24 protein-coding genes are annotated in these 22,747 nt (G+C 62.9%); 16 read left to right on the plus strand and 8 right to left on the minus strand.

Annotation, left to right across the window (positions count from 1 at the left end; genetic code table 11):
- Positions 1 to 7: 7 nt before the first annotated feature.
- The 7 genes from AC2FME_RS03990 to AC2FME_RS04020 all read right to left on the minus strand — a co-directional run bounded on the left by AC2FME_RS03990 (position 8) and on the right by AC2FME_RS04020 (position 5,092).
- Positions 8 to 1,060, minus strand: coding sequence for a YeeE/YedE family protein (locus AC2FME_RS03990; protein ID WP_496799688.1), 1,053 nt, complete (start codon positions 1,058 to 1,060; stop codon positions 8 to 10).
- Positions 1,061 to 1,110: 50 nt separating this feature from the next.
- A complete protein-coding gene (locus AC2FME_RS03995) occupies positions 1,111 to 1,581 on the minus strand; it encodes a rhodanese-like domain-containing protein (RefSeq protein WP_496727666.1) in 471 nt (156 codons plus the stop codon).
- A gap of 14 nt (positions 1,582 to 1,595) precedes the next feature.
- Positions 1,596 to 1,784, minus strand: coding sequence for a YgaP family membrane protein (locus AC2FME_RS04000; RefSeq protein ID WP_496799689.1), 189 nt, complete (start codon positions 1,782 to 1,784; stop codon positions 1,596 to 1,598).
- Between the two features lie 72 nt (positions 1,785 to 1,856).
- Positions 1,857 to 2,471, minus strand: a complete 615-nt coding sequence (locus tag AC2FME_RS04005; RefSeq protein WP_496799690.1) for a Crp/Fnr family transcriptional regulator — start codon at positions 2,469 to 2,471, stop codon at positions 1,857 to 1,859.
- Positions 2,468 to 3,409, minus strand: a complete 942-nt coding sequence (locus tag AC2FME_RS04010) for an MBL fold metallo-hydrolase (protein WP_496684478.1) — start codon at positions 3,407 to 3,409, stop codon at positions 2,468 to 2,470. The genes AC2FME_RS04005 and AC2FME_RS04010 overlap by 4 nt, the downstream gene beginning before the upstream one ends.
- A gap of 2 nt (positions 3,410 to 3,411) precedes the next feature.
- Complete coding sequence (locus tag AC2FME_RS04015; RefSeq protein WP_496684464.1) at positions 3,412 to 4,320, minus strand: MBL fold metallo-hydrolase; 909 nt, start codon at positions 4,318 to 4,320, stop codon at positions 3,412 to 3,414.
- A gap of 250 nt (positions 4,321 to 4,570) precedes the next feature.
- Entirely contained in the window at positions 4,571 to 5,092 is a 522-nt protein-coding gene (locus AC2FME_RS04020; RefSeq protein WP_496799691.1) for a winged helix DNA-binding protein, read from the minus strand.
- 182 nt (positions 5,093 to 5,274) lie between these two features.
- On the opposite strand from AC2FME_RS04020, the gene AC2FME_RS04025 reads away from it, so the two are divergent.
- From AC2FME_RS04025 to AC2FME_RS04050, 6 genes are all read left to right on the plus strand, one after another.
- Positions 5,275 to 6,246, plus strand: a complete 972-nt coding sequence (locus tag AC2FME_RS04025) for a TRAP transporter substrate-binding protein (RefSeq protein ID WP_496685168.1) — start codon at positions 5,275 to 5,277, stop codon at positions 6,244 to 6,246.
- A gap of 64 nt (positions 6,247 to 6,310) precedes the next feature.
- The gene (locus AC2FME_RS04030) at positions 6,311 to 6,862 is read left to right on the plus strand and encodes a TRAP transporter small permease (protein ID WP_496799692.1); all 552 of its coding nucleotides are present in this window, start codon (positions 6,311 to 6,313) and stop codon (positions 6,860 to 6,862) included.
- A gap of 9 nt (positions 6,863 to 6,871) precedes the next feature.
- On the plus strand, positions 6,872 to 8,167 hold the full coding sequence (locus AC2FME_RS04035) for a TRAP transporter large permease (protein ID WP_496799693.1): 1,296 nt from the start codon (positions 6,872 to 6,874) through the stop codon (positions 8,165 to 8,167).
- A gap of 8 nt (positions 8,168 to 8,175) precedes the next feature.
- Positions 8,176 to 8,904, plus strand: a complete 729-nt coding sequence (locus AC2FME_RS04040) for a 5-oxoprolinase subunit B family protein (protein WP_496799694.1) — start codon at positions 8,176 to 8,178, stop codon at positions 8,902 to 8,904.
- Entirely contained in the window at positions 8,901 to 9,917 is a 1,017-nt protein-coding gene (locus AC2FME_RS04045) for a 5-oxoprolinase subunit C family protein (RefSeq protein ID WP_496684435.1), read from the plus strand. The genes AC2FME_RS04040 and AC2FME_RS04045 overlap by 4 nt, the downstream gene beginning before the upstream one ends.
- Before the next feature lie 16 nt (positions 9,918 to 9,933).
- Positions 9,934 to 10,707: a LamB/YcsF family protein gene (locus tag AC2FME_RS04050; protein WP_496799695.1), complete on the plus strand. Its 774-nt coding sequence runs from the start codon at positions 9,934 to 9,936 to the stop codon at positions 10,705 to 10,707.
- Positions 10,708 to 10,736: 29 nt separating this feature from the next.
- On the opposite strand, the gene AC2FME_RS04055 is transcribed toward AC2FME_RS04050, so the two are convergent.
- Positions 10,737 to 11,750, minus strand: a complete 1,014-nt coding sequence (locus AC2FME_RS04055; RefSeq protein WP_496799696.1) for a LacI family DNA-binding transcriptional regulator — start codon at positions 11,748 to 11,750, stop codon at positions 10,737 to 10,739.
- 211 nt (positions 11,751 to 11,961) lie between these two features.
- On the opposite strand from AC2FME_RS04055, the gene AC2FME_RS04060 reads away from it, so the two are divergent.
- The 10 genes from AC2FME_RS04060 (at position 11,962) to AC2FME_RS04105 (ending at position 22,739) form a co-directional block, all read left to right on the plus strand.
- Positions 11,962 to 13,269 (plus strand): extracellular solute-binding protein, encoded by a 1,308-nt coding sequence (locus AC2FME_RS04060; RefSeq protein ID WP_496684442.1) that lies wholly within the window; start codon positions 11,962 to 11,964, stop codon positions 13,267 to 13,269.
- Positions 13,270 to 13,331: 62 nt separating this feature from the next.
- Positions 13,332 to 14,213 (plus strand): ABC transporter permease subunit, encoded by an 882-nt coding sequence (locus AC2FME_RS04065; protein WP_496684445.1) that lies wholly within the window; start codon positions 13,332 to 13,334, stop codon positions 14,211 to 14,213.
- Between the two features lie 12 nt (positions 14,214 to 14,225).
- Positions 14,226 to 15,134, plus strand: a complete 909-nt coding sequence (locus AC2FME_RS04070) for an ABC transporter permease subunit (protein WP_496684448.1) — start codon at positions 14,226 to 14,228, stop codon at positions 15,132 to 15,134.
- Positions 15,135 to 15,147: 13 nt separating this feature from the next.
- Positions 15,148 to 16,188, plus strand: a complete 1,041-nt coding sequence (locus tag AC2FME_RS04075; RefSeq protein ID WP_496685155.1) for an ABC transporter ATP-binding protein — start codon at positions 15,148 to 15,150, stop codon at positions 16,186 to 16,188.
- Positions 16,188 to 17,186: an endonuclease/exonuclease/phosphatase family protein gene (locus AC2FME_RS04080; protein WP_496799745.1), complete on the plus strand. Its 999-nt coding sequence runs from the start codon at positions 16,188 to 16,190 to the stop codon at positions 17,184 to 17,186. Before AC2FME_RS04075 ends, AC2FME_RS04080 begins: the two co-directional genes overlap by 1 nt.
- Positions 17,187 to 17,331: 145 nt before the next feature.
- Positions 17,332 to 18,384, plus strand: a complete 1,053-nt coding sequence (gene nadA, locus AC2FME_RS04085) for a quinolinate synthase NadA (RefSeq protein ID WP_496799697.1) — start codon at positions 17,332 to 17,334, stop codon at positions 18,382 to 18,384.
- 8 nt (positions 18,385 to 18,392) lie between these two features.
- Positions 18,393 to 19,985: an L-aspartate oxidase gene (locus tag AC2FME_RS04090; RefSeq protein WP_496799698.1), complete on the plus strand. Its 1,593-nt coding sequence runs from the start codon at positions 18,393 to 18,395 to the stop codon at positions 19,983 to 19,985.
- The gene (nadC, locus tag AC2FME_RS04095) at positions 19,958 to 20,806 is read left to right on the plus strand and encodes a carboxylating nicotinate-nucleotide diphosphorylase (RefSeq protein WP_496799699.1); all 849 of its coding nucleotides are present in this window, start codon (positions 19,958 to 19,960) and stop codon (positions 20,804 to 20,806) included. The genes AC2FME_RS04090 and nadC overlap by 28 nt, the downstream gene beginning before the upstream one ends.
- 194 nt (positions 20,807 to 21,000) lie before the next feature.
- Positions 21,001 to 21,225, plus strand: coding sequence for a hypothetical protein (locus tag AC2FME_RS04100; protein ID WP_496684155.1), 225 nt, complete (start codon positions 21,001 to 21,003; stop codon positions 21,223 to 21,225).
- Positions 21,222 to 22,739 carry a sulfotransferase gene (locus tag AC2FME_RS04105; protein ID WP_496799700.1) on the plus strand — a complete coding sequence of 506 codons (1,518 nt, stop codon included), beginning with the start codon at positions 21,222 to 21,224 and terminating at the stop codon, positions 22,737 to 22,739. The genes AC2FME_RS04100 and AC2FME_RS04105 overlap by 4 nt, the downstream gene beginning before the upstream one ends.
- The last annotated feature ends 8 nt before the right edge of the window (positions 22,740 to 22,747 follow it).

Below are 22,747 nucleotides of genomic sequence, written 5' to 3' on the forward strand. Positions count from 1 at the left end.
TAGGGGGTCAGGCGGTGGCCGACATCCGGCCACCTCGCATTTGCAGCAAAGTGTGCGTCGCAACGGCGCCGACCCACATGCAGAACACGGCCACCCAGGCTGTCAGGGCAAGGATTGCCCCGCCTGACATTCCGGCGCCCACGGCGCAACCGCCAGCCAACATGCTGCCGAACCCCATCAGAACGCCCCCGATCAGGTATCTTTCCATTGGTGTGTTCGGCTCGAACCGCTGTATCCTGGCTTCGCCCCGTAGCAGGGCGAGCATCAGGGCACCAAGGAATACGCCGGGGACCAAACCCACTCCGAAGCTAAGCGGGAGGTTCCGTTCGTTGACCAATGCCATGAGCGTGTCCGCTGATGGCCCGGTAAAGGTAACTGATTGCACCTGCACCACATCGAACGAGGCCGAGGCGATCGCGTAGGTCACGCTCCAACCAGCAAAAACAGCGACACCTACCAAGGCCGCCGAGACCAGCTCGGACCAGCGCAGGTTTCGGGATATTCCGTAGGAGACGGCTGCGACAAGACCCAGAACGCCGACAGCGCCAACCACGACCGAGGAGTCGAACAGCATCCGTTCAGACCCGCCCGGAATTGTCCACAGGCTGGCCAGCCTCTCACGAAGAGGTGCCAGCACCCCGCGATACGATGCCTGCGCCGTCAGGGTCAGAACCAGCCCTGTCACGATGGCCCTCAAGTTCCCCGAAGCAGACAGTACCAGCAGACGGCTGGCACAGCCCCGCGCCAGGATCATGCCTATGCCAAACATCAACCCGCCGATGATCGCCCCAGAAAGACTGCCTGTGCCGGCGATTTGCCGGGCCATGCTGACGTCAAGATGCCCAGTCAGGATCGAAAGCTGGACCAGGGCCAGACCCGTGCAGAATGCGATCAGCCAAATTGCCAGTTTTGGCCCAAGCGTACGCTCGGCCACTTCGACGGTCGCCGCCCGCAGGCAAAACCGGGAATGATAGGCGGCGGCCCCGAACAAAAGCCCCACCAGTGCCCCTGACATCATCAGAAGTGTGGGCTCGCCGAACTGATCAATCAGTTGTTCCATCCGTGTTCACCAGCAGTCCTTGTTGCGTGGCAATATAGGGTGGGACTATTTTAGTCTGCCTTGATTTCGCTCAAGCGCCACAGGGTATAGTTGTCCAGCGCCTCGCGGGCCCGAACGACAGGCAGGCCGCGGGCGATCCAGCCGGGGGATTTTCCATTCCCGAACATCCCTTCGGAAACGTCTACGACATCGGTCACGCCGTTCTTCTCAAGAATTTCGGCCACATAGTTCGAGCGACCGCCGGTCGCACAGATCAGGCCGACGCGTTCCGGTGGAACACGGGACAGAACTTCTTGCAGGCGCTTCGGAAAATCCGGCTCGTGCATTGAAATGGGCAAGGCCCCACGGGCAACGCCCGACTCTTCCCATTCCTGCGGAGAGCGGATGTCCAGCAGAACAAGGCGTCCCGCCTCCACCAGGCCGGCAGCTTCCGGAGCTGACATGTCCTGACCTGCTGCACCAGCTGGCTGAGCAACAGACAACAAGTACAGCAGCAGGCTGGCCAGAAGGGTGCGCGGCACCGGAAAATGTTGTTTCAGCAATCTCTGCAAGTTTTGATTCCCAGAATTCGGTAGATAGGACAAAAGTTCAGGAATGCAGTACCAACGAAGATAACGCCAGAATAGCCCCAGATACCGATGGTGCCCATGGCCGCCAGGATGATCAGTGCAGCCCCCAGAACCAGGCGGGCGAGGCGGTCAAATTGTCCAAGATTGCGAGTCATAGCGGGTCTCCTTCATTTCTGTGCCACCTATGTAGCCGGAAAACCACCGGGTCGTATGTGACTCAATCACGGTCAGGCATGCTCGGCATGCTCTGCGAGGGCAGCGACCTGAAGAACCGTGATCGTCCCGCGGCCAGAATTGATCCAGCCCCGCCTTTCAAAGGACTTCAGTGTTCGCGAGACGACCTCGCGCACTGTTCCCAATTCCTGAGCCAGCTCTTGCTGCGTGACGTGGATGGTCGGTCCTGCACGATTGGCCAGCCAGCGGGCAACGCGTTGGTCGGTCCGGTGAATAAGCAGATCGTCAATAACATCGGTCAATTCCCCCACACGGGCGGCGAAATTGAGGAACACGATCTCTTGGAATTTTGGTTCCGAACTCAGCAGCGAGCGGAACCGCTGGGCGGGAATTGAGACTGCGGTGACATTGCCCTCGGCGTAGCCATAGCCCGAATAGGGACGCCCGGACAAAAGCCCGGTGGTGGTCAGAACGCAGCTATCCCCAGCCTCGACCCTGTACAGGACGACAGTACGACCGGCGGCGTTGGTTTGTTCCACCCGAACCGAGCCAGACAGGACAAACAGAAAGGCCCGGCTCTCGTCGCCGGGCCGGAACAGGCAGGTGCCATCCGGAACGTGGATTCTGTTGCCCTGGGTCAGAAACGGTTCGGCTGGGTGGTCGGTCACTCGAACTCCATCTGTTCATAGACGCGCCCGGCATTCTTCGTGGCCAGTTCCTCGAACGTGTCGAGATGCGCGTAGGGGCTTTGGTCGATGTAGTAGGCATCGGCCAGATCGCCGCCTTCTTCAAGATGCGCGCCGATTTTTTCCCGAAGATAGACCAGATAATCGCGGGTATAGCGCCGCACCTGGTCCATGTTGGTGGGATGTCCGTGACCGGGAATGACATAGGTGGCGCCCAGAGGCTCGAACCCGGTTTCCCAGGTTTCGATCCAGTCCGCCACGATGGTATCCTCAAAGATCGGCAGCATCCGTTCGTGAAAGGCCATGTCACCGGCAATGACCAGACTCTGCTCGGGCAGCCAGACCTGCGTGTCGCCTGGCCCGTGCGCCGGGCCCAGATGCAGCACTTCGATCCGGTAATCGCCCATCTCGACGACGCGTGTGTCCTCGAAGGTTTCGGTGGGCGGCGCGACGAACGTGCCTTCGGCCTTGTCGCGGTTGTACCGTTTCATCTCCTCCAGCAACTGATGGCCGCGCTCTTCGATTTCATGCGCGGCATCCACATGGGCCAGAATCGGAACGCCTTGCTCGGCCCAGTAGGAGTTGCCCAGCATCGCGTGCCCCTGGCCGTTCTCGTCAATCACCAGCTTCACGGGCTGGTCGGTGATGGCCTTGATCTCTTCGTGTAGCGCCTTGGCCAGGACATAGGCCGCGCCGCCATTGATCACCACGACCCCATCGCCGGTGACGATGAAGCTGAGGTTGTTGTTGTGGCCGGAGTTTTCATAGGTCGGCGGAGCTGTCGCACCGATCGCGGACCAGACATTCGGAATGAACTCCACCGGTTTCGAATACAGGGGTGAGGCCGGGTACTGATCTGCGATATCTTCGCTGGCCAGGGCCGGAGACGCAAGCAGCGCCGCAAACAGGACGATACGCATATTCATGCCTCGACGAACCGATAACCGTCACCGGCCTTTTCGGCGCGGCCGATGCCGCCGCCGGGAAGATGGAAGCCGATCAGGGCCAGGTCCTCGTGCGTCAGGCGGTCGAACAAAACCTGCCGCGTGGCGGCCGCCGTCTCTGCGTCCTGATCCGCACCACTGTGCCACGCGGGCCGGCGGAAGGCGACGTGGTGATTGCCGATGGCATCGCCGACGACCAGTGCGGCCGAGTTGCCCTTCCGGATCTCGAACGCCATGTGTCCGGGTGTATGGCCCGGGGTCGAAACCGCAGCGATTCCGGGCAGGATTTCCTGATCGGCGTCGAAAAGCTGAACGCGGTCTTCGATCGCGGTCATTCTTCTTTTTGCACCGACGGCATGAGCGGTACGGGTCTCGCCGATGGTGTTGACGGTCTCGGGATTCCACCAATAATCCCACTCGGCTCGGCCCATCATGAAGGTTGCATCGGGGAAGACGATCTCGTCGAAATCATCCAACAGCCCCCAGATGTGGTCGGGATGTGCATGAGTGAACACGACATGGGTGACGTCTTCGGGGGTGACACCGGCCGCGTCGAGGCTATCAAGAACGGTGCCGGCAGTCGGAACGAAATCCGGCCCCGCGCCGACGTCGAACAGAACAGTGTTTTCGCCGTCGCGATACAGGGTCAGGTTGCACTCGGGTTCCAGCGTTTCATTGGATATCCCGAAGTCCGCCAGAATCTGACCAAGCTCATCTTTGGGCATGGGTTCAAAAATAAAACTGGCGGGCAGGATCAGATGGCCGTCGCTGACCGTCGTCAGCCTGGCCGAACCCAACGAAATGTCGGCCCGTGCCAAGACCGGCAGCCCGCCTGCAAGCGGAATGGCCGCCATGACCTGCATCATCCTGCGCCGTGAGATATTCATGTCCAACTCCCTAAATGCTCACATCGGAATATGAATGAATATCTCCCGAGGGGCAAGAATTGCCGGATAGAGCCCCAACGCTTTGCGCTTGGCCAGGTGTGCTTTTTGGGAAAGCGGGCTAACGGTGCAAATAGGCCGGGTGGGCGCGGGTATCGGTCTTTGTCGCGCTTTTGGCTGCAGGGCGGGATACAACCTGCGCTGCCAGCCTCAGGTCGTCAGATCACAGGGTGAATGGCACAAGCGACGACGGTCAGAGCGACGCCGCAGCGCGGCTCGCCTGATCGTAGTGACCGGACAGAGCGCGCAGGTTGCGGGCCAACTCGCGCAGATCGTCGCCGGACAGGTCGGTGGCAGGCAGCCCTTCCAGCAGGCATTGTTGGCGCACCTTGCGATAGGCGTCGCATAGCTCCACGCCCTCGGGCGAGGTGCGGTAGAACACCTCTTTGCCGCGCTTTTCCGACGCCAGCAGCCCAGCCTTCAGAAGTTTGCGCAGGGCGTAGTTAACGGTGTGGCTGTCTTCGATGTTCAGAAGAAAGCAGATGTCGGTCAGGCGTTTGTCGCGGCCGCGGTGGTTGACGTTGTGCAGGATCAGAATGTCGAGCGGTCCCAGATCGGCCTGCCCGGCTGCGGCCATGCAGCGGGTCATCCAGCGTGAGAACGCGTTGTAGACGATGATCAGGCCGAATTCGAGTTCGGACAGTTCCCAGCCTTCGCCCTCGGCCAGGTGGCGAGAGGAAACGATGCGGCGCGTGTCGGGGGAAGAATTGGTCATGTTGCGGCCCTTTGATCTGCAAAACGCTGAGAAATTATCAGTGTTTTGGCATGGAGTGCGTGCGTTTTCAACGTCCTGACCTTTGGAACCCGCAGCGTTTCGGCCAAAACAATAACAAAACGTTGACAAATCGCTGACGTTGAGTCAGCTTCTGCGCCAGTACTCAAGCAGGGAGAGCCAAAATGAAACTGATGCAGATTGCCGGTGGCGCGGTGGCCGCGCTGGCCGGGTTGGCCATGCAGGTGCAGGCCGAGACCTGGGACATGCCGACCCCCTATCCGGATGCCACTTTCCACACGGTCAACATCCACGAATTCGCCAAGGACGTCACCGCGGCCACCGATGGTGCCCTTGAAATCAAGGTCCATTCCGCCGGATCTCTGTTCAAGCACCCCGAGATCAGCAAGGCCGTGCGCAGCGGTCAGGTTCCGATCGGAGAGTTTTTCCTGTCGCTGCTGGCCAATGACAACCCAGCCTTCGGTGCGGACTCGCTTCCGTTCCTGGCCACCAACTATGACGACGCCCAAAAGCTCTGGGCGGCTCAGAAGGACGTGATCAGCGGTCTGCTGGATGAACAGGGCATGATGGTACTGTACGCCGTGCCGTGGCCACCGCAGGGTCTGTACACCACCAAGGAAATCAACAGCGTGGATGACTTGGCGGGCCTGAAGTTCCGCACCTACAACGCCACGCTGGAAGAATTCGCCAACTTGGCGGGCGCCGCACCCACGCAGGTCGAGGTGCCGGACATTCCGCAGGCCTTCAGCACCGGCCGGGTCGAAGCGATGATCACCTCGCCCTCGACCGGGGTGAACTCTAAGGCGTGGGACTTTTTGACCCACTACACCGACATCCAGGCCTGGATTCCCAAGAACGTGGTCGTGGTGAACAAGCGCGCCTTCCGCCGTCTGGATGACGCGACCCAGGCCGCCGTGTTGGAGGCGGCCGCCGCCGCCGAAGCCCGCGGCTGGGAGATGAGCCAGGCCGAGACCGCCAAGCAGACCGCGGTCCTGCAGGAAAACGGCATCACCGTGGTGCAGCCATCCGAAGAGTTGATGGCCGGCTTGCGCGCGATCGGCGCGCAGATGCTCGAGAACTGGACCGCTGAGGCCGGCGAAGAAGGCGCCGCGTTGCTGCAGGCCTATCAGCAGTAAACGATCCGACCTGGCCGGGTGCCAAACGTCCGGCCGGGTTAGACAACAAGGGGAGGGGATGGCGATGCTGCGGCGCAGTCTTGATTTCATCTATCTTGCAGCCGGCGGATTGGCAGCGCTGTTCATTCTGGCCATCGTCGTGCTGGTCTTTGCGCAGGTCGGGCTGAATCTGGCCGACAAGATCTGGGCCGCGTTGACCGGGCAGGGCGTGGGCCTGACCATCCCCTCCTATGCCGATTTCACCGGGTTCTTTCTGGCCGCATCCAGCTTTCTGGCGCTGGCCTATGCGCTGCGCGCCGGCGGGCATATCCGGGTCACGCTGCTGATCGGACGGATGCCCAAGGGGCCGCGCCGCCTGACCGAGATCTGCGTGGTGACAATTGCCCTGGCCATGAGCGCCTATGCCACCTGGTATCTGGGCCTGCTGGTTCTGGAGTCGCTGGAATATGGCGACCGCAGCCCAGGCATGGTCTCGGTGCCGTTGTGGATCGTGCAGATGCCGGTCCTGCTGGGGCTGGCCATTCTGACTCTTGCCCTGGTCGACGAGCTGGTCGGCCTGCTGGCGGGCCGCGCGCCCAGCTGGGACGGCAAGGGCGAAAACCTTCTGAACGAATAGGGACAGCAGATGTCGATTGCCACGCTTTCCATTATTCTTCTTGTTCTGCTGTTCGCTTTTCTGGGGTCGGGCCTGTGGGTGGCGTTTTCGCTGCTGGGGGTCGGGATTGCGGCGATGGCGCTGTTTTCCGATGCGCCGCTGGGGCTGGTCATGGCGACCACCTTATGGGGGCACAGCAATTCCTGGGCGTTGGCGGCGCTGCCGCTGTTCATCTGGATGGGCGAGATCCTGTTCCGCTCGCGCCTGTCCGAGGACATGTTCACGGGCTTGTCGCCCTGGATGAACCGGCTGCCGGGGCAGTTGTTGCATGTGAACGTCTTTGCCTGCGGGATCTTTGCGGCGGTGTCCGGGTCGTCCGCGGCCACGGCGGCCACGATCGGAAAGCTGTCGATTCCAGAGCTTTCGCGCCGCGGCTATCCCGAGAAGATGATCATCGGCACGCTGGCCGGGTCGGCTACGCTGGGCCTGCTGATCCCGCCTTCGATCATCCTGATCGTCTATGGCGTGGCAACCGAGCAGTCCATCGCCCGCCTGTTCGTGGCCGGAGTTCTGCCGGGACTGCTTCTCGTGGGGCTGTTCGTGGGTTATGTGGCGATCTGGGCACTGATCAACCGCGCCAACCTACCCACCGAGGACATCCGCGCGAGTTTCGGGGAAAAGCTGCGACGTTCTCGCCGGTTGGTGCCGGTGATCCTGCTGATCGTCGGTGTGATCGGCTCGATCTATGCCGGGATCGCTTCGCCCACCGATGCGGCCGCTGTGGGCGTGGTGCTGGCGCTGCTGCTGTCCTGGCGCGAGGGCACGTTGACCCGCGCCAGCTTTGTCGACGGGCTGATGGGGGCCACGGTGACCTCGTGCATGATCGCCTTCATCCTTGCAGGGGCCTCGTTCCTGACCGTGGCGATGGGCTTCACCGGCATTCCGCGCGTGCTGGCGGAATGGATCGCGTCGCTGGGCCTGTCGACCTTCACGCTGCTGGCGGCGCTGACCGTGTTCTTCGTGATCATGGGATGTTTTCTGGACGGGATCTCGGTCGTGGTGCTGACGGCTTCGGTCATCATGCCGATGGTGATGCAGGCGGGGATCGACCCGCTGTGGTTCGGCATCTTCCTCGTGATCGTGGTCGAGATGTCGCAGATCACCCCGCCCGTCGGCTTCAACCTGTTCGTGCTGCAATCGCTGACCGGGCGCGACATCCTGCGGGTGGCCCATGCGGCGCTACCGTTCTTCTTCCTGATGATCGTGGCGCTGGTGATCATCGTGGTTTTCCCCGGCATCGTGACCTATCTGCCGAACCAGATGTGACGGGGGCGATGCAGGATTTTCCGATCATACGAACCGCCGGGGTGGACGGGCTGCTGATCAGCTTTGCAGCCGCGCTGAGCGAACCGGCCAACCGCGCTGCCCTGGCCTTTCGCGCCGCGCTCGAGGCGGAAAGCTGGGCGGGGGTCGAGGAAACCTCGTCCTCGCTGGTGTCGGCCTTCGTCCGGTTCAATCCGCTGCACTTGTCGCATGCCGCGTTGCACCAGCAGGTGCAGGCGCTGCTGGACCAGCGCGACTGGTACGCGGCCGACCTGCCCGGCGGGCGCAGGTTCTGGCGGGTACCCACCGTCTTCGGCACGGATCTGGCGCCGCGGCTGGGGCAGGCGGCGCAGGCGGCGGGCCTGTCCGAGGCCGAGGCGATCCGGTCGCTTTCCGAAGCGCGGGTGCGGGTGCAGACCATCGGCTTTGCCCCGGGTCAGCCTTATCTAGGTGAATTGCCGCCCGCCTGGGACATCCCCCGGCAAAAGGAATTGACCCCGCGCGTGCCCGAGGGCGCTCTGGTGGTGGCGCTGCGGCAGCTTGTGCTGTTCTCTGTCACCACGCCGACCGGATGGCAGCATGTGGGCCAGACCGCCATCCGTCTGTTCCAGCCCGATGTGCCCGAACCTTTCCTTTTGCGCCCCGGGGATGAAGTACAGTTCAACCCCACCGACCCGGAAACGCTGGCGCGGATGCGCAGCGATCCGCGCGGCGGCGCCACTTGCGAGGCGCTGGCATGAGCGCGCATCTAACCATACTGCGTGTCGGGCCCGGCCTAACGGTGCAGGACCTGGGGCGGCCCGGATATCTGGACATGGGCCTGTCGCGCGGGGGTGCGGTGGACCGGCTTGCATTGGCCGAGGGCGCAGCGTTGCTGGGACAGGCCGACAGTCTTGCCGCCGTGGAAATGGCTGGCATGGGCGGAGAATTTCAGGCCGATCAGGATCTACGCATCGCCCTGACTGGCGCGCGGATGCGGGCGCAGATCGATGGCGCGACCGCAGTCTGGAACGCCTCGCACCTTCTACCTGCGGGCGCCCGGCTAAGCATCGGGCCCGCCGTCGCCGGCAGCTATGGTTATCTCAGCATCGGCGGCGGGGTGAAGGGCGACCCGCTTTTGGGCGCCTGTTCGGCCCATCTGACGGCGGGGATCGGTGCCCTGCTGAAGGCGGGGGACCGGCTGGCGATCGGCGCGGATTCGGGCGGTGCAACCGGCATGACCTTCGACCCCGAGGACCGGTTCTCGGGCGGAGAAATCCGTATCGTGGCAAGTTTCCAGACCGACCTGTTCGCCCCAGATGTTCTGGAGCGGTTGCAAGCCACCGCGTTCCGTCGGGACGCGCGCGCCAATCGCATGGGCGTGCGGCTGGAAAGCGACGGGCCGGGCTTTCATGTCTCGGGCGGGCGCAGCGTGCTGTCGGAAACCATCGTGCCGGGTGACATCCAGGTCACCGGCGACGGCACGCCCTTCGTGCTGTTGGCCGAGTGCCAGACCACCGGCGGCTATCCCCGCATCGGCACCGTTCTGCCCTGCGACCTGCCCAAGGTGGCGCAGGCCCCGGCCGGGGCCGACCTGCGGTTCCGCTTCGTGTCGCTGGACGAAGCGGTGGCCGCCGAGCGGGCCGCCGCCCAGGTCAGGGTCGCGCTACCTCGGGCGCTGCGCCCGCTGATCCGTGATCCGCGCAGTATGTCCGACCTGCTATCCTATCAACTGATCAGCGGCGCCATCGCCCGCGAAGAGGATGTTTTGTAGATAAGGAGCCTGTGCCATGGCACATCAAGTCGATCTGAACGCCGATATGGGCGAAAGCTTTGGCCCTTGGAAAATGGGCGATGACGGGGCGCTGTTGAAGATCGTGACTTCGGCCAACGTGGCCTGCGGGTTTCATGCGGGCGACTGGGACGTGATGGCCGCGACGATGGCGCAGGCGGTGGAGAACGGCGTGGGCATCGGCGCGCATCCCGGGTTTGCCGATCTGCACGGCTTCGGGCGTCAGCGGATGCACTATCCCCTGCCGTCGCTGCAGAACCTGATCCGCTATCAGGTCGGCGCGGCGCAGGCGATGGCGCGTGCGGCCGGCGGGCAGGTGCGTCATCTGAAGTTGCACGGCGCGCTGGCCAACATGGCGTCCGAAGATCAGGCGATGGCGCGGGCCTGTTACGAGGCGGCGCTGTCGGTGGCTCCGGATCTGATCATCATGGTTCTGGCCGGAACCGCCCAGCAACGCGCCGCGCGCGACCTGGGCTGCACCGTAGCCTGCGAGATCTTTGCCGATCGTGCCTACAACGATGATGCCACGCTGGTCGACCGCAGCCTGCCCGGCGCGGTGATCCATGACCCCGACCGTGCCGCCGCGCGCATGGTCGAGATGGTCAAGGCCGGGGCAATCATCACTGAAAGCGGCAAGCATATTCCCACCCGCATCGACACGATCTGCCTGCACGGAGACACGCCGACGGCCGTGAAGATCGCAGCCCAGGTGCGCCACGCCCTGCAGAAGAGTGGTGTTGAGCTCAGGCAATTCGCCGGCGGTCCGGCCTGACCCTAGAAGGCCGAGCTGTGCGCCGCTGCTCAATGCGTGCCGCGCTCGATCACGACCGGATCGATGTCGATGCGGTCCGGGGTCTTCTTCGGCTCGGCTTGGCGCAGATCCAGAAGGTGGATGATCGCATCGACAGCCTCGTCGATTGGGTTGCGCACCGTCGTCAGGTCGAAGATCGGCCAACCGGCCATGTCGATATCGTCGAATCCCGTGACGGCAAGGTCGCCGGGCACGTCCAGCGACAGTGCCTGCGCCGCCGCCAGCGCGCCGATCGCCATTGCGTCATTGGCACAGATCAACGCATCGATGCGGTGCTGGTTCAGAAGCTCAACCGCGGCCGAGTGCCCGCCCTGCACCGTATAGTCGCCCCCGGCTTCGGCCACCAGCGGCAGCCCGGCCTTGGTCAGAGCCTGCAACACCCCGGCGCGCCGCCGTGAAGACGAGTAGAACTCGCTCGGACCATTGAGAAATCCGAACCTTCGATAGCCACGCTGAATCAGCAACTCGGTCAACCGGCGCAGGCCATCGGCATTACGGCAGCACACGGTGTCGATACCCGGCCCCTCGACCGGTCGTCCCGACGAAATCGTGGACACGTTAAACCGGGCACAGCGTTCGACGATCTGCTGCGACATGCTGCCGCCGCGCAGGATCAGCGCATCCAAGGGAAACCGCAGAAGGTCGTCCAAGGCGGCTTCGGGTTGGCCGTTCGCCTGATCGACCAAGATCGGCCATTTCCGCATGCCAATCAACCGCCGCGTCAGTTGTCCGACGAAGGCGGCGTCGTAGGGGCTGCGCATGTCGCCGACAAAGACCGCGACCAGGTTCGACTGGCCGCCCTTCAGCCCCGCCGCCAAGGCGTTGGGTTGATACCCGGTTTCGGCGGCGATCTGCAGGATGCGCCTGCGTTTCTCCGAATCAACATAGGCGCCTGGCGTGAAGGCGCGCGACACCGCCGAACGCGAAACCCCGGCCAGATCGGCAACGGTCTTGGCGGTGACCCGACGGGGGCGCGAGGGTGGTTTTTTCGATGTGTCGGTCATGTCTGATCGGCACCAGATGCGAGGTGCAGGAATTTGTTGAATTGAATCGATTCTTTCACCAAAATGTCATGCTTAGAAGTTAGTGAACACGTGTGCACATTGGCCAGAAAAAAATTTTGAACAATGTTCACGCGTTCTCGGGGCCTTGCGCCCGCACAGCTTCATGGGCTTTGCCCGCCCGAAAGGGCCAAACACGAACCGGAGGATTCACATGCAGAAATTCAAGTTGGGCGCGTCGGCCGCAGCGATCGCGATGGTGGCCAGCGCCGCCATGGCCGAGGTTGAAATCACATGGTGGCACGCCATGGGCGGCGCACTGGGCGATACCGTCAACCAGATTGCCGAGGACTTCAACGCTTCGCAGGATGACTACAAGATCACTCCGGTCTTCAAGGGCACCTACGAGGAAACCCTGACCGCAGGCATCGCCGCCTTCCGCGCGGGTGAACAGCCCAACATCCTGCAGGTATTCGACGCTGGCGCCGCCACCGTGATCGGTGCCAAGGGTGCAACCGTTCCGGTTCAGGACCTGTTGGAACAGAACGGCGTTGCGTTCGACATCGAAGACTATATTTCGGGCGTGCGCTATTTCTATGCCGACAGTGACGGCAAGATGATCGGCATGCCGTTCAACTCGTCCTCGCCCATCATGTATTACAACGTGGATGCGCTGGAAAAAGCTGGCGTGACCCCGCCGAAGACCTGGGAAGAGTTCCAGACCGTCACCGCGCCCGCGCTGAAAGAGGCCGGTTATATCGGTCTGTCGCAATCGCACCTGCCGTGGATCTTCACCGAGAACTTCCACTCGCGTCACGACCTGCCGTTCGCCACCAACGACAACGGCTATGAAGGCGCTGACGGCACCAATATTCTTGTCAACAACGACGCGATCAAGGCACATTTCAGCGCCGTCAAAGACTGGAAAGACAACGGGTTCTTCGAATGGTACGGCACCGGCTGGAGCGACAACCAGACCCCGTTTGAAGAAGGCAAGGTTGCCATTTGGCTGGGGTCGTCCGGTTCGTTCGGCGGCCTGTCCAAGAAGGACCTGCCGTTCGAGTTTTCAGCCACCTTCCTGCCCTATTGGGAAGCCGTGACGAAAGAGCCCAAGCAGACCTTCATCGGTGGCGCGGCCCTGTTCGCGATGGCCGGCAAGAGCGAAGAGGAAAACAAGGCTACGGCTGCGTTCTTCGAGTTCCTGACCAAGCCGGAAACCCAGTACATGTGGCACCGCGAGACCGGTTACGTTCCGATCACCACCGCCGCCTATGAAATGGCCAAGGCCGATGGCCACTATGACCGCGCCCCCGCGGCCGAGGTTGGCATCAAGCAGCTGTCGTTGCCGGCCGGTGAGCATACCAAGGGTTACCGTATGGGTTTCTACGTCCAGATCCGCGACGTGATGAACCGTGAATACGGCCGCATCCTGACCGGCGAGACCTCGGTCGAGGACGCGTTCAACAACATCGAAACCGAAGCCAACGCCCTGTTGGATCGGTTCGCGAAAACCCAGAACTGACCCACTGACGCAAAACGGGCGGCCGCAAGTCCTGCGGCCGCCCTCCGTTATACGGAGAATTCATGAAACGCGCTGGTTTTACCGCCCGCTGGCTGCCGATCCTGCTGCTGATGCCGCAGCTTGTGATCATTTCGGTCTTTTTCTATTGGCCCGCCGCGCATGCGGTTCAGTCGTCATTCTTCCTGCAGGATCCGTTCGGATTCGGATCGACCTTTGTCGGGCTGGACAATTACAGGGACCTTGCAGGCAACGGCGAATACCTCAGCATCGCCTGGTTCACTGTGATCTTCACCGTTCTGGTCACCTTTCTGTCGCTGTCCATCGCGCTGTTGCTGGCGGTCAAGGCCGACAACGTTCTGCGCGGGGCCAAGACCTATCGCACGCTGTTGATGTGGGTCTATGCCGTGGCGCCGCCGGTGGCGGGCTTCATCGGTCTGATCATGTTCCACCAAAGCTGGGGACCGTTGACCGAACTGGCGCGTTCGATCGGATGGGATTTCAAACTGGGCGTCAATTTCAATGACACCGCCACCGCGATGGTGATCGTGTCGGTCTGGAAGCAGGTGCCGGTGAATTTCATCTTTTTCCTGTCCGGGCTGCAATCGATCCCAAAATCGGTGCGCGAGGCGGCGTTGATCGACAACCGCTCGGCCTCTGGACGGTTCTGGGACGTGACCTTCCCGCTGCTGGCGCCGACCGGGTTCTTCCTGCTGATCACGAACATCACCTATTCGCTGTTCGACACGTTCGGCGTGATCGACACCATGGTCAAGGGCGAGCCGGGGAACAACCCGATGACGCTGGTCTACAAGGTCTATGTGGACGGCTTCCGCGGCAATGACCTGGGCGGCAGCTCGGCGCAGTCGGTGGTTCTGATGGTACTGGTCCTGGCGCTGACGGTGTTCCAGTTCCGGCTGGTCGAACGCCGCATTCACTATACCTGAGGAGGGCAGACGATGACCGAAGCAAATGCAGGTGTGATCGACTACGCCGCCTCGCAAACGCCGCCACGCAAGCGCCGCATCCGGTGGGGCGCCATCGGCGATCACGCGGTTCTGATCGTGGGCTCGCTGTTCATGATGCTGCCGCTGCTGATGGTCCTGCAAATGACCACCGTTCCGGATGTCGAGGTGATCAAGACCGGCCCCAGCCTGACGATCGGCGATCAGCTGCCCGAGAATTTCGACAAGGCGATGTTCCAGGCCTCGGGCTTCTCGGGGCAGAATACCGGCCTGAACATGCTCAAGAACTCGTTCATCCTGGGCATCGGCTTTGCCCTGGGCAAGATCCTCATCGGGATGATGGCCGCCTATGCGATCGTCTATTTCCGGATGCGGTTTGCCACGCTGGCCTTCTGGGTGATCTTCACCACGCTGCTGTTGCCGCTCGAAGTGCGCATTCTGCCCTCGTACGAGGTGGTGCAGAAGCTGGGGATGCTTAACACCTATCAGGGCCTTATCATTCCGCTGATCGCCTCGGCCACGGCCACGTTCTTTTTCCGGCAATTCTTCCGCTCAGTCCCCGAAGAACTGGTCGAGGCCGCGCGCATCGACGGCGCCGGTCCTGTGAAATTCTTCATCGACATCCTGGTGCCGCTGTCGCGTACGATGATCGCGGCGATGTTCATCATCATGTTTGTCTATGGCTGGAACCAGTATCTGTGGCCCACCATGATCACCACCGAAGAGGACATGTTCACCCTGGTGCGCGGGATCAAGCAGATCACGCAGGTGCTGGAGGGCAACCGCATTCCCGAATACGGCCGGGCCAACCTGCTGGCGATCATCGCGATCATCCCCCCGGTCATGGTCGTCATCTTCTTCCAAAGCTGGTTCGTCAAGGGCCTGACGGAATCCGACAAGTAAGGCAGGAAAGCAAATGGCTCAGGTATCCCTGAAGAACATCCGAAAAATCTATCCCAACGGCGCCGAGGCGCTGACCCCGTCCAGTTTCGACATCGGTGATGGCGAGTTCGTGGTTCTTGTCGGCCCGTCCGGCTGCGGCAAGTCCACCCTGCTGCGCATGGTGGCCGGGCTGGAAGAGATCACCGAAGGCGAACTGACGATCAATGGCCGCGTCATGAATGACGTCGATCCGGCCGATCGCGACATCGCCATGGTGTTCCAGAACTATGCTCTGTACCCGCACATGACGGTACGCAAGAACATCGCCTATGGTCTGAAAAACCGCAAAACGCCCAAGGACGTGATCGAGCGGAAGGTGGCCGAGGCCGCCGCCATGCTGAACCTGGACGAGTATCTCGACCGCAAGCCCTCTCAGCTGTCGGGCGGTCAGCGCCAGCGGGTCGCCATGGGCCGGGCCATCGTCCGCGACCCGGCGCTGTTCCTGTTCGACGAGCCGCTGTCGAACCTGGACGCCAAGCTGCGCAACCAGATGCGGATCGAGATCAAGGCGCTGCAGCGGCGTCTGGGCGTGACCTCGATCTATGTGACCCATGACCAGGTCGAGGCGATGACCATGGCTGATCGGATCATCGTGATGAACGCGGGCCGGATCGAACAGATCGGTACCCCGTCCGAGATCTACCACCGCCCGGCCTCGACCTTCGTGGCCAGCTTCATGGGCGCGCCGCCGATGAACCTGATCCAGGCCCGGCTGGACGGTGGCAATGTCATGATCAACGGTGAGACGGTGCTGGGCGCGGCCGAAGGGTCTGGCCCGGTCACTCTGGGCATCCGCCCCGAGGACGTGATGTTGGGCGCCGGAGGCTCGATTTCCTTCCATGTCGACATCATCGAGGAGCTGGGCGCGCATCGGCTGCTGCACGGGCGGCTGGCTGATCAGGAGTTCACCATCCATGTCGGCAAGGATGTCGAGGCCGCGCCGGGCGAGACCCGGATCGCGCTGAAGTCCGACGCCATCACTCTGTTCCACCCGGAAACCGGAAAAGCCCTGTGATCACCAAGACCGTCGCGGCCTTGCCGCCTGTTTCCGAAGCCGCGCGCGCGCGCATTCTGTCCGCGCCGCGCACCGCCGAAGCGCATCGTGCCCTGATGGCGGAAACGCCGGCCATGAACGCGCTGCAACTGGGCGGGCGGGCGTCGCGTGACGTGCTTGACCCGACTCTGACGGTCGCGGCCTGGAACGTCGAGCGTTGCCTTTTTCCCGCTGAGACCGCCGCGCATCTGGCGCCGGTCGCGCCGGATATCGTTCTGCTGTCCGAGGTCGATCACGGCATGGCCCGCACCGCACAGCGCCACACGACCGAGGAGATGGCCGCCCATCTGAACATGGCCTATGTCTTTGGCGTCGAGTTCCACGAATTGGGTATGGGTGGTCCGACCGAACGCGCATTTTGCAGCGACGATTTCAACACGCTGGGTTGGCACGGCAATGCGATCCTGTCGGCGGTGCCGTTCAGCCGGACCTCGTTGCTTCGGCTGGACGATCACGGCCACTGGTTCGCCGCCGACAGCGGCGCGGCCGACCCCGATCAGCCGCGACTGGGCGGGCGCATGGCGATCTTGGCCGAAGTTCCGACAAAGGCCGGGCCGCTCTGCGTGGTGTCGACGCATCTGGAAAGCAACGCCGCCTCGGACCACCGGCACGCGCAGTTCGAAAAACTGCTGGATGCCGTCGAGGCGTTTGCGCCAGACATGCCGGTTCTGATCGGGGGAGACCTGAACACCGGCAACCACCTGCCGCCCGATTTCGACTGGCGCCGTGAAACTCTGTTTTCCATGGCCGAGCGCCGCGGATACAGCTGGGCGTTTACTGCCGAAGGTCACACCACACGCCCCAGCCTGATCACGCCGCACCCGGACCGGGTGATGAAGCTGGACTGGTTCGCGGGCAGGGGGCTGACATGCCTGGACCGAGGGCTGCTGCCCTCGCTGACGGCCGAGGGCAAGCCGCTGTCGGATCATGATTGCGTGTGGTGCCGGGTCGAGCTCTGACCCGCCCCATCGGCCCAGAGTTCCACAGCCGCGCGGGGCATAACGCTTGGTGATGCGGCATATTTTCCGTTGGCAGGTTGTGGCCAACGGGACGGAATCCCCATATGAAGCGGCACAGGAACTCACCAGGCGGAAATCAGACCAAGTGTTCGACCATCCCGCGCAGCGCGCGCATCTAGCCGAGAAATACGACCTGACCCCCTCGCCCGAGTTGGCCGCCAGCATGAGCGACATTTTCGACCGTATGTCGCGCGTCGTCTCGCCGGCGGACTGGGCGATCTACGCGCCCTATGTCAAGGCGATCAACGATCTGAAGACCGAGCGCAACGCGTTGATACTGGGCCACAACTACATGACGCCCGAGATCTATCATGGGATTTCGGATTTCGTCGGTGACAGCCTGCAGCTGGCCATCAAGGCGACCGAGGTCGAGGCCGACGTGATCGTGCAATGCGGCGTGCATTTCATGGCGGAGACCTCGAAGATTCTCAGCCCCGAAAAGACTGTTCTGATGCCCGACATGGAGGCCGGCTGTTCGCTGGCCGAGTCGATCACCGCCGAGGGCATCGCCGAGATGTGCCGCCGCTATCCCGGTGCGCCGGTCGTGTCCTATGTGAACACCACGGCCGAGGTGAAGGCGGCATCCGACATCTGCTGCACCTCCTCGAACGCGGCGCAGATCGTGGCAGCGATGGACAGCGACACGGTCATCATGACCCCCGACCAGTACCTGGCGCAGAACGTGGCCCGCGACGTGCCGCAGAAGAACGTGGTCTGGTGGGAAGGCTCGTGCATCGTACACGAACAATACACGGCGCAGGACCTGCGCGAGTTCCGCGAATGGAACCCGGGCACCCGCCTGATCGCGCATCCCGAATGCCCACCCGACGTGGTGGCCGAGGCCGATTTCTCGGGTTCGACCAGCGGCATCATCAAATACGTCACCGACGAACAGCCCAAAAAGGCGATGCTGATCACCGAGTGTTCGATGGCGTCGAACATCGCGGACGCGCTGCCACAGGTCGATTTCGTCGGGCCCTGCAACATGTGCCCCTACATGAAGAAGATCACGCTGGAAAAGGTGCTGTATGCGCTCGATACCATGACTGGGCAGGTCGAGGTTGACCCCGAAGTGGCGGAAAAAGCGCGCCTTTCGGTTCAGCGGATGATCGATCTGTCGCGCAAGCTGGGAATTTGACCGGGGCGATGCAGACGGTCTCGACCCCTCGGGTGGTCATTATCGGCGGCGGTCTGGCAGCGGTCTATGCCGCGCTCAAGCTCGACCCGCATCCGGTGGTGATGATCTCGCCCGAGCCGCTGGGCTCGGGTGCCAGTTCGGCTTGGGCGCAGGGCGGGGTGGCGGCGGCGATGGACCCGTCCGACAGCCCTGAAGCCCATGCCCGCGACACGATGCGCGCCGGCGCAGGGTCGGTCTTGCATGAGGTGGCCGAGTTCGCCACCCGCGCGGCGCGGGATCATATTCTGGACCTGTCCGATCTGGGCACCGGGTTCGATCGGGACGCCGATGGCGGGTTCATCCAATCGCAGGAAGCGGCCCATTCGGTGGCCCGCGTGGTGCGCGTCAAGGGCGACCAGGCCGGTGCCGAGATCATGCGCGCCCTGATCGCCGAGCTGCGGCGGCGTGCTTCGGTCCAAGTGATCGAAGGGGCGCTGGCGGTCGGGCTGGAAAGCGACGGGGCCAAGGTCTCGGGCGTATATCTGGCGCCGACCGATGCGCCGGGGGCCGAACCGGTACTGCTGCGCGGGGCTGCGCATGTACTGGCCACGGGCGGGTCGGCGGGGCTCTATGCCCGCACCACCAACCCGGCGCGGATCCGCGGGCAGGGGATCGGTATGGCCGCAACGGCCGGGGCTCGGATCGCCGATGCCGAGTTCATTCAGTTCCACCCCACCGCAATCGACGTGGGCGAGGATCCGATGCCTCTGGCCACCGAGGCTTTACGTGGCGAGGGCGCCGTACTGATCAACCGCCACGGCGAAAGGTTCATGCAAGGCATCCACCCGGATGCCGAGTTGGCCCCGCGTGATGTCGTGGCGCGCGCCGTCTACTTGGAAACCAAAGCCGGCAACCGGCCCGCGCTGGATACCCGTGCGGCGATCGGCGCGGCGATCCGCAGTCAGTTTCCGGCGGTGACCGAGGCCTGCCTGAGCAACGGTGTCGACCCCGTGACCCAACCGATTCCGGTGACGGCGGCGGCGCATTACCACATGGGCGGCGTGGCCACCGACCTGAACGGCCGCAGCTCTCTGGCCGGGCTCTGGGCCTGTGGCGAAGCGGCGTCAACCGGGTTGCACGGGGCGAATCGGCTGGCGTCGAACGGTCTGCTTGAGGCGTTGGTCTTTGCCCGCGCCTGCGCCCGTGACATTGCCGGCACCCTGACGGTTGCCGACGCGCCCGAGGTGCGGCTGCGCCTGCCATCGGGCGATACCGAGCCCGACCCGCAGGCAGTGGCCGAACTGCGCCAGGTCATGACCGATAGCGTGGGCGTGGTCCGCGACGCCGATGGGCTGCGCCGCGCCTTGGGCCGGATCGCCGTGTTGGAGTCGCTGCACGGTCAGTCTCACTTGTTCCGTAACATGACCGCAACCGCCACGCTGATCGCGGCGGCCGCCCTGATGCGCACCGAAAGCCGCGGCGCGCATTACCGATCCGATTGTCCTGCTTCGGCCACGGGGCCGGGGCGGCGGTCTGATCTGACACTGGACGAGGCCGTGGCACTGCGGTCGAAAATCTTCAAGGAAACCGCAACATGCATCATGCCACTGTCCCCGACCTGATCCTTGAACCAATGGTCCGCGCCGCGCTGACCGAAGATCTCGGCACCAGCGGCGACATCACCACCCGCACCGTAATCCCGGCGGGCATGACCTATGCCGCGCGGCTGAACGCGCGCGAGGATGCGGTTGTGTCGGGTATGCAGGTGGCGGCCTTGGCGTTCCGGCTGGTGGACCCGACGCTGAAGATCGATCCGCTTGTGGCCGACGGGGACCGTTGCACCAAGGGCCAAACCCTCATGGAGATCACCGGCAGCGCGGCTTCGATCCTGTCGGGGGAACGCGTTGCGCTGAACTTTGCCGGTCGTCTGACAGGGGTAGCCACTCTGACAGCCGAGCTGGTGGCGCAGACCGCCGGGACCAAGGCGCGCATCACCTGCACCCGCAAGACCACGCCGGGCCTGCGGATCGTCGAGAAGCTGGCCGTGCTGCATGGCGGCGGGTTCAACCACCGCCATTCGCTGTCGGATGCGATCCTGATCAAGGACAACCATATTGCCGCCGCCGGCGGGGTGCGTGCGGTATTGGGGGCGGTCAAGGCGCGTGCGTCGCACATGATAAAGATCGAGATCGAAGTGGACCGGTTGGACCAGCTGGCCGAGGTTCTGGACACTGGTGGCGCTGATGTCGTGCTGCTGGACAACATGACGCCGGACATGCTGGCCGAGGCCGTGGCGATGGTGGATGGGCGTCTGGTGACCGAGGCGTCGGGCAATGTCACCGTGGGTACGGTAGCGGCGATCGCGGCCACCGGGGTCGATTATATCTCGTCCGGGGCTCTGACCCATTCCTATCGGACAGTCGATCTGGGCCTTGATTTCTAAGCGCCTGCTGGTCCGGCACGCACCCTAGATAATGAATGGCGAATTCTGCGATTGTTGCACAGAAGACCAACGAAATCGTCGGAGGCTGGGTTTCTTTTTTGGATTTTCATCGGTTCGTGGTACCGTTTCTTGAATATGATTGACTGTTGGCCTGTACCACACGGTCGGTTTCGTTTGTTGCGAGTGAGGTACCCATGCGGATTTGGATCAACGCGGCCCTTTTGTTTCTGGCCCTGACAACGCCGGCGCATGCCTATATCGGACCGGGCGCGGGCTTGGGCGCCCTGTTTACTCTGCTGGCGATCGTGGTCGGCGGCTTTCTGCTGGTCGTCGGTTTCCTCTGGTACCCAATCAAACGGGCGCTGCGCAAAAGGAAAAACTCTGAGGCGAAAGGCGAAGAAGCCGACCTGTCCCAATGATCGTTGCCTTCATCGTGTCCCTGTTTGCCGTGGCCGGTTTCGGGTTCGGCATCTGGGCGCTGAATATCATCAGTCTGTCGAAAGGTCTGGGCGAGGATGCCATGCAAGGCATCTCGGCGATGCTTGACAGCGAGCTGAGCGACGAGGTCAAGGAAGTGCGGGTCCGGCAGGCCGGGGTCACTCTGCTCCAGGGGGCGTGGCGCCTGTTCTGGCGGTTTGGTGTAGCTCTGGCGGCGGCTGCTCTGCCTATCATGGTTGCTGACGCCATCGGCCTGACCACGGCGGACGCGGTCTTTTCCCTGATGCTGCGCCTCGACTATATCTTGGGTGTGTCGCTGGCCGCCATTCTGGTTGGCCACTTTTTCCTACGTCGGAAGGGCCGGGTGGAAAGCGATGCCGATGCACCAGGCCCGTACAGTTCGGCGGACCGGTTTGCACATATGCTGGCCTTTTCCGGTCCGAAATTTCACAAGGTATCGGCGAAAGTCGATGATTATGCCTTCCGGCGCCGGGTGCCCGAGGCTGAAACCCGCCCGCCTATTTTCGTCACCTCGCTGGCGCGCGGCGGAACCACCTCGGTGTTGAACGCCCTGTCTCATGTCGAGGGAATGGCAACGCACCGATACAGAGACATGCCGTTCATTTCCGCCCCCTATTTGTGGAACGGGCTAGGCGGCGCGCTCAGGCGGGATGTGGCGCAGGTGGAACGGGCGCATGGCGATGGTCTGACGATCGGGCTGGACAGCCCCGAGGCCTTTGATGAAATTTTCTGGCATCTGTTCTGGCCGGCAAAATATCGCGACGACCGGATCGAGCTTTGGTACGCGACGGATCTGCACAGCGAGGCCCAGAGCTTTTTCGACACACATTTTCGCAAGATTTGCCATCTGCGCACTGGAGGATCCGGCGACGGCGACACCGCGCCGCCGCGCTACCTGTCCAAGAACAACGCCAACATCGCCCGTCTTCGTCTGCTGCACGATCTGTTTCCGGGCTGTGCGGTCGTCGTGCCAATCCGGCATCCCGGCGCACATGCCTGGTCGATGCTGCGCCAGCATCGGAATTTCCTTGTTCGACAGGCCGAGGATCCGTTCGTGCTGCGCTATATGCGCGATATCGGGCATTTTGAGTTCGGGCTCCTCCACCGCCCGCTGGATTTTCCCGAACTTGCGGTCGAAGGCTATCACCTCGAGGACCCGAATTATTGGCTGGCCTATTGGATTGCAGCCTTCCGCGACATCGCCGCACAGGGGGATCGGTGCCATTTCGTAGTCCAGGACGACCTGAGGGCCCGTCCGAACGAGGTTCTGGCCGACCTCGGTGAACGCCTGGATATCGACGTCGCAGATATGGACTTCCGCGGATTCTTCCGGGCTGAGCCCGACGCGCGGCGGCAGGACGGGTTTTCCGACACATTATTGAAGCAGGCCGAGGACATCTTTCAGGAACTGGCGGCGCAAGCCGTCACCGGCCGGCTAAGACCGGCCCGCAGCCCGGTGCAACGGGCCAATTGAAGCGCGGA

This window comes from Ruegeria sp. BHSC026, from assembly GCF_059613065.1.

Bases quoted from the DNA above. Each gene is read 5' to 3' on its own strand.
- nadC (WP_496799699.1), top strand. From the start codon at position 19,958: ATGCATCATGCCACTGTCCCCGACCTGATCCTTGAACCAATGGTCCGC.
- AC2FME_RS04060 (WP_496684442.1), top strand. From the start codon at position 11,962: ATGCAGAAATTCAAGTTGGGCGCGTCGGCCGCAGCGATCGCGATGGTG.
- AC2FME_RS04075 (WP_496685155.1), top strand. From the start codon at position 15,148: ATGGCTCAGGTATCCCTGAAGAACATCCGAAAAATCTATCCCAACGGC.
- AC2FME_RS04020 (WP_496799691.1), bottom strand. From the start codon at position 5,092: ATGACCAATTCTTCCCCCGACACGCGCCGCATCGTTTCCTCTCGCCAC.
- AC2FME_RS04000 (WP_496799689.1), bottom strand. From the start codon at position 1,784: ATGACTCGCAATCTTGGACAATTTGACCGCCTCGCCCGCCTGGTTCTG.
- AC2FME_RS04045 (WP_496684435.1), top strand. From the start codon at position 8,901: ATGAGCGCGCATCTAACCATACTGCGTGTCGGGCCCGGCCTAACGGTG.
- AC2FME_RS04010 (WP_496684478.1), bottom strand. From the start codon at position 3,409: ATGCGTATCGTCCTGTTTGCGGCGCTGCTTGCGTCTCCGGCCCTGGCC.
- AC2FME_RS04035 (WP_496799693.1), top strand. From the start codon at position 6,872: ATGTCGATTGCCACGCTTTCCATTATTCTTCTTGTTCTGCTGTTCGCT.
- AC2FME_RS04025 (WP_496685168.1), top strand. From the start codon at position 5,275: ATGAAACTGATGCAGATTGCCGGTGGCGCGGTGGCCGCGCTGGCCGGG.
- AC2FME_RS04090 (WP_496799698.1), top strand. From the start codon at position 18,393: ATGCAGACGGTCTCGACCCCTCGGGTGGTCATTATCGGCGGCGGTCTG.
- AC2FME_RS04065 (WP_496684445.1), top strand. From the start codon at position 13,332: ATGAAACGCGCTGGTTTTACCGCCCGCTGGCTGCCGATCCTGCTGCTG.
- AC2FME_RS04040 (WP_496799694.1), top strand. From the start codon at position 8,176: ATGCAGGATTTTCCGATCATACGAACCGCCGGGGTGGACGGGCTGCTG.
- AC2FME_RS04030 (WP_496799692.1), top strand. From the start codon at position 6,311: ATGCTGCGGCGCAGTCTTGATTTCATCTATCTTGCAGCCGGCGGATTG.
- AC2FME_RS04055 (WP_496799696.1), bottom strand. From the start codon at position 11,750: ATGACCGACACATCGAAAAAACCACCCTCGCGCCCCCGTCGGGTCACC.
- AC2FME_RS04015 (WP_496684464.1), bottom strand. From the start codon at position 4,320: ATGAATATCTCACGGCGCAGGATGATGCAGGTCATGGCGGCCATTCCG.
- AC2FME_RS03990 (WP_496799688.1), bottom strand. From the start codon at position 1,060: ATGGAACAACTGATTGATCAGTTCGGCGAGCCCACACTTCTGATGATG.
- AC2FME_RS04100 (WP_496684155.1), top strand. From the start codon at position 21,001: ATGCGGATTTGGATCAACGCGGCCCTTTTGTTTCTGGCCCTGACAACG.
- AC2FME_RS04070 (WP_496684448.1), top strand. From the start codon at position 14,226: ATGACCGAAGCAAATGCAGGTGTGATCGACTACGCCGCCTCGCAAACG.
- AC2FME_RS04105 (WP_496799700.1), top strand. From the start codon at position 21,222: ATGATCGTTGCCTTCATCGTGTCCCTGTTTGCCGTGGCCGGTTTCGGG.
- AC2FME_RS04050 (WP_496799695.1), top strand. From the start codon at position 9,934: ATGGCACATCAAGTCGATCTGAACGCCGATATGGGCGAAAGCTTTGGC.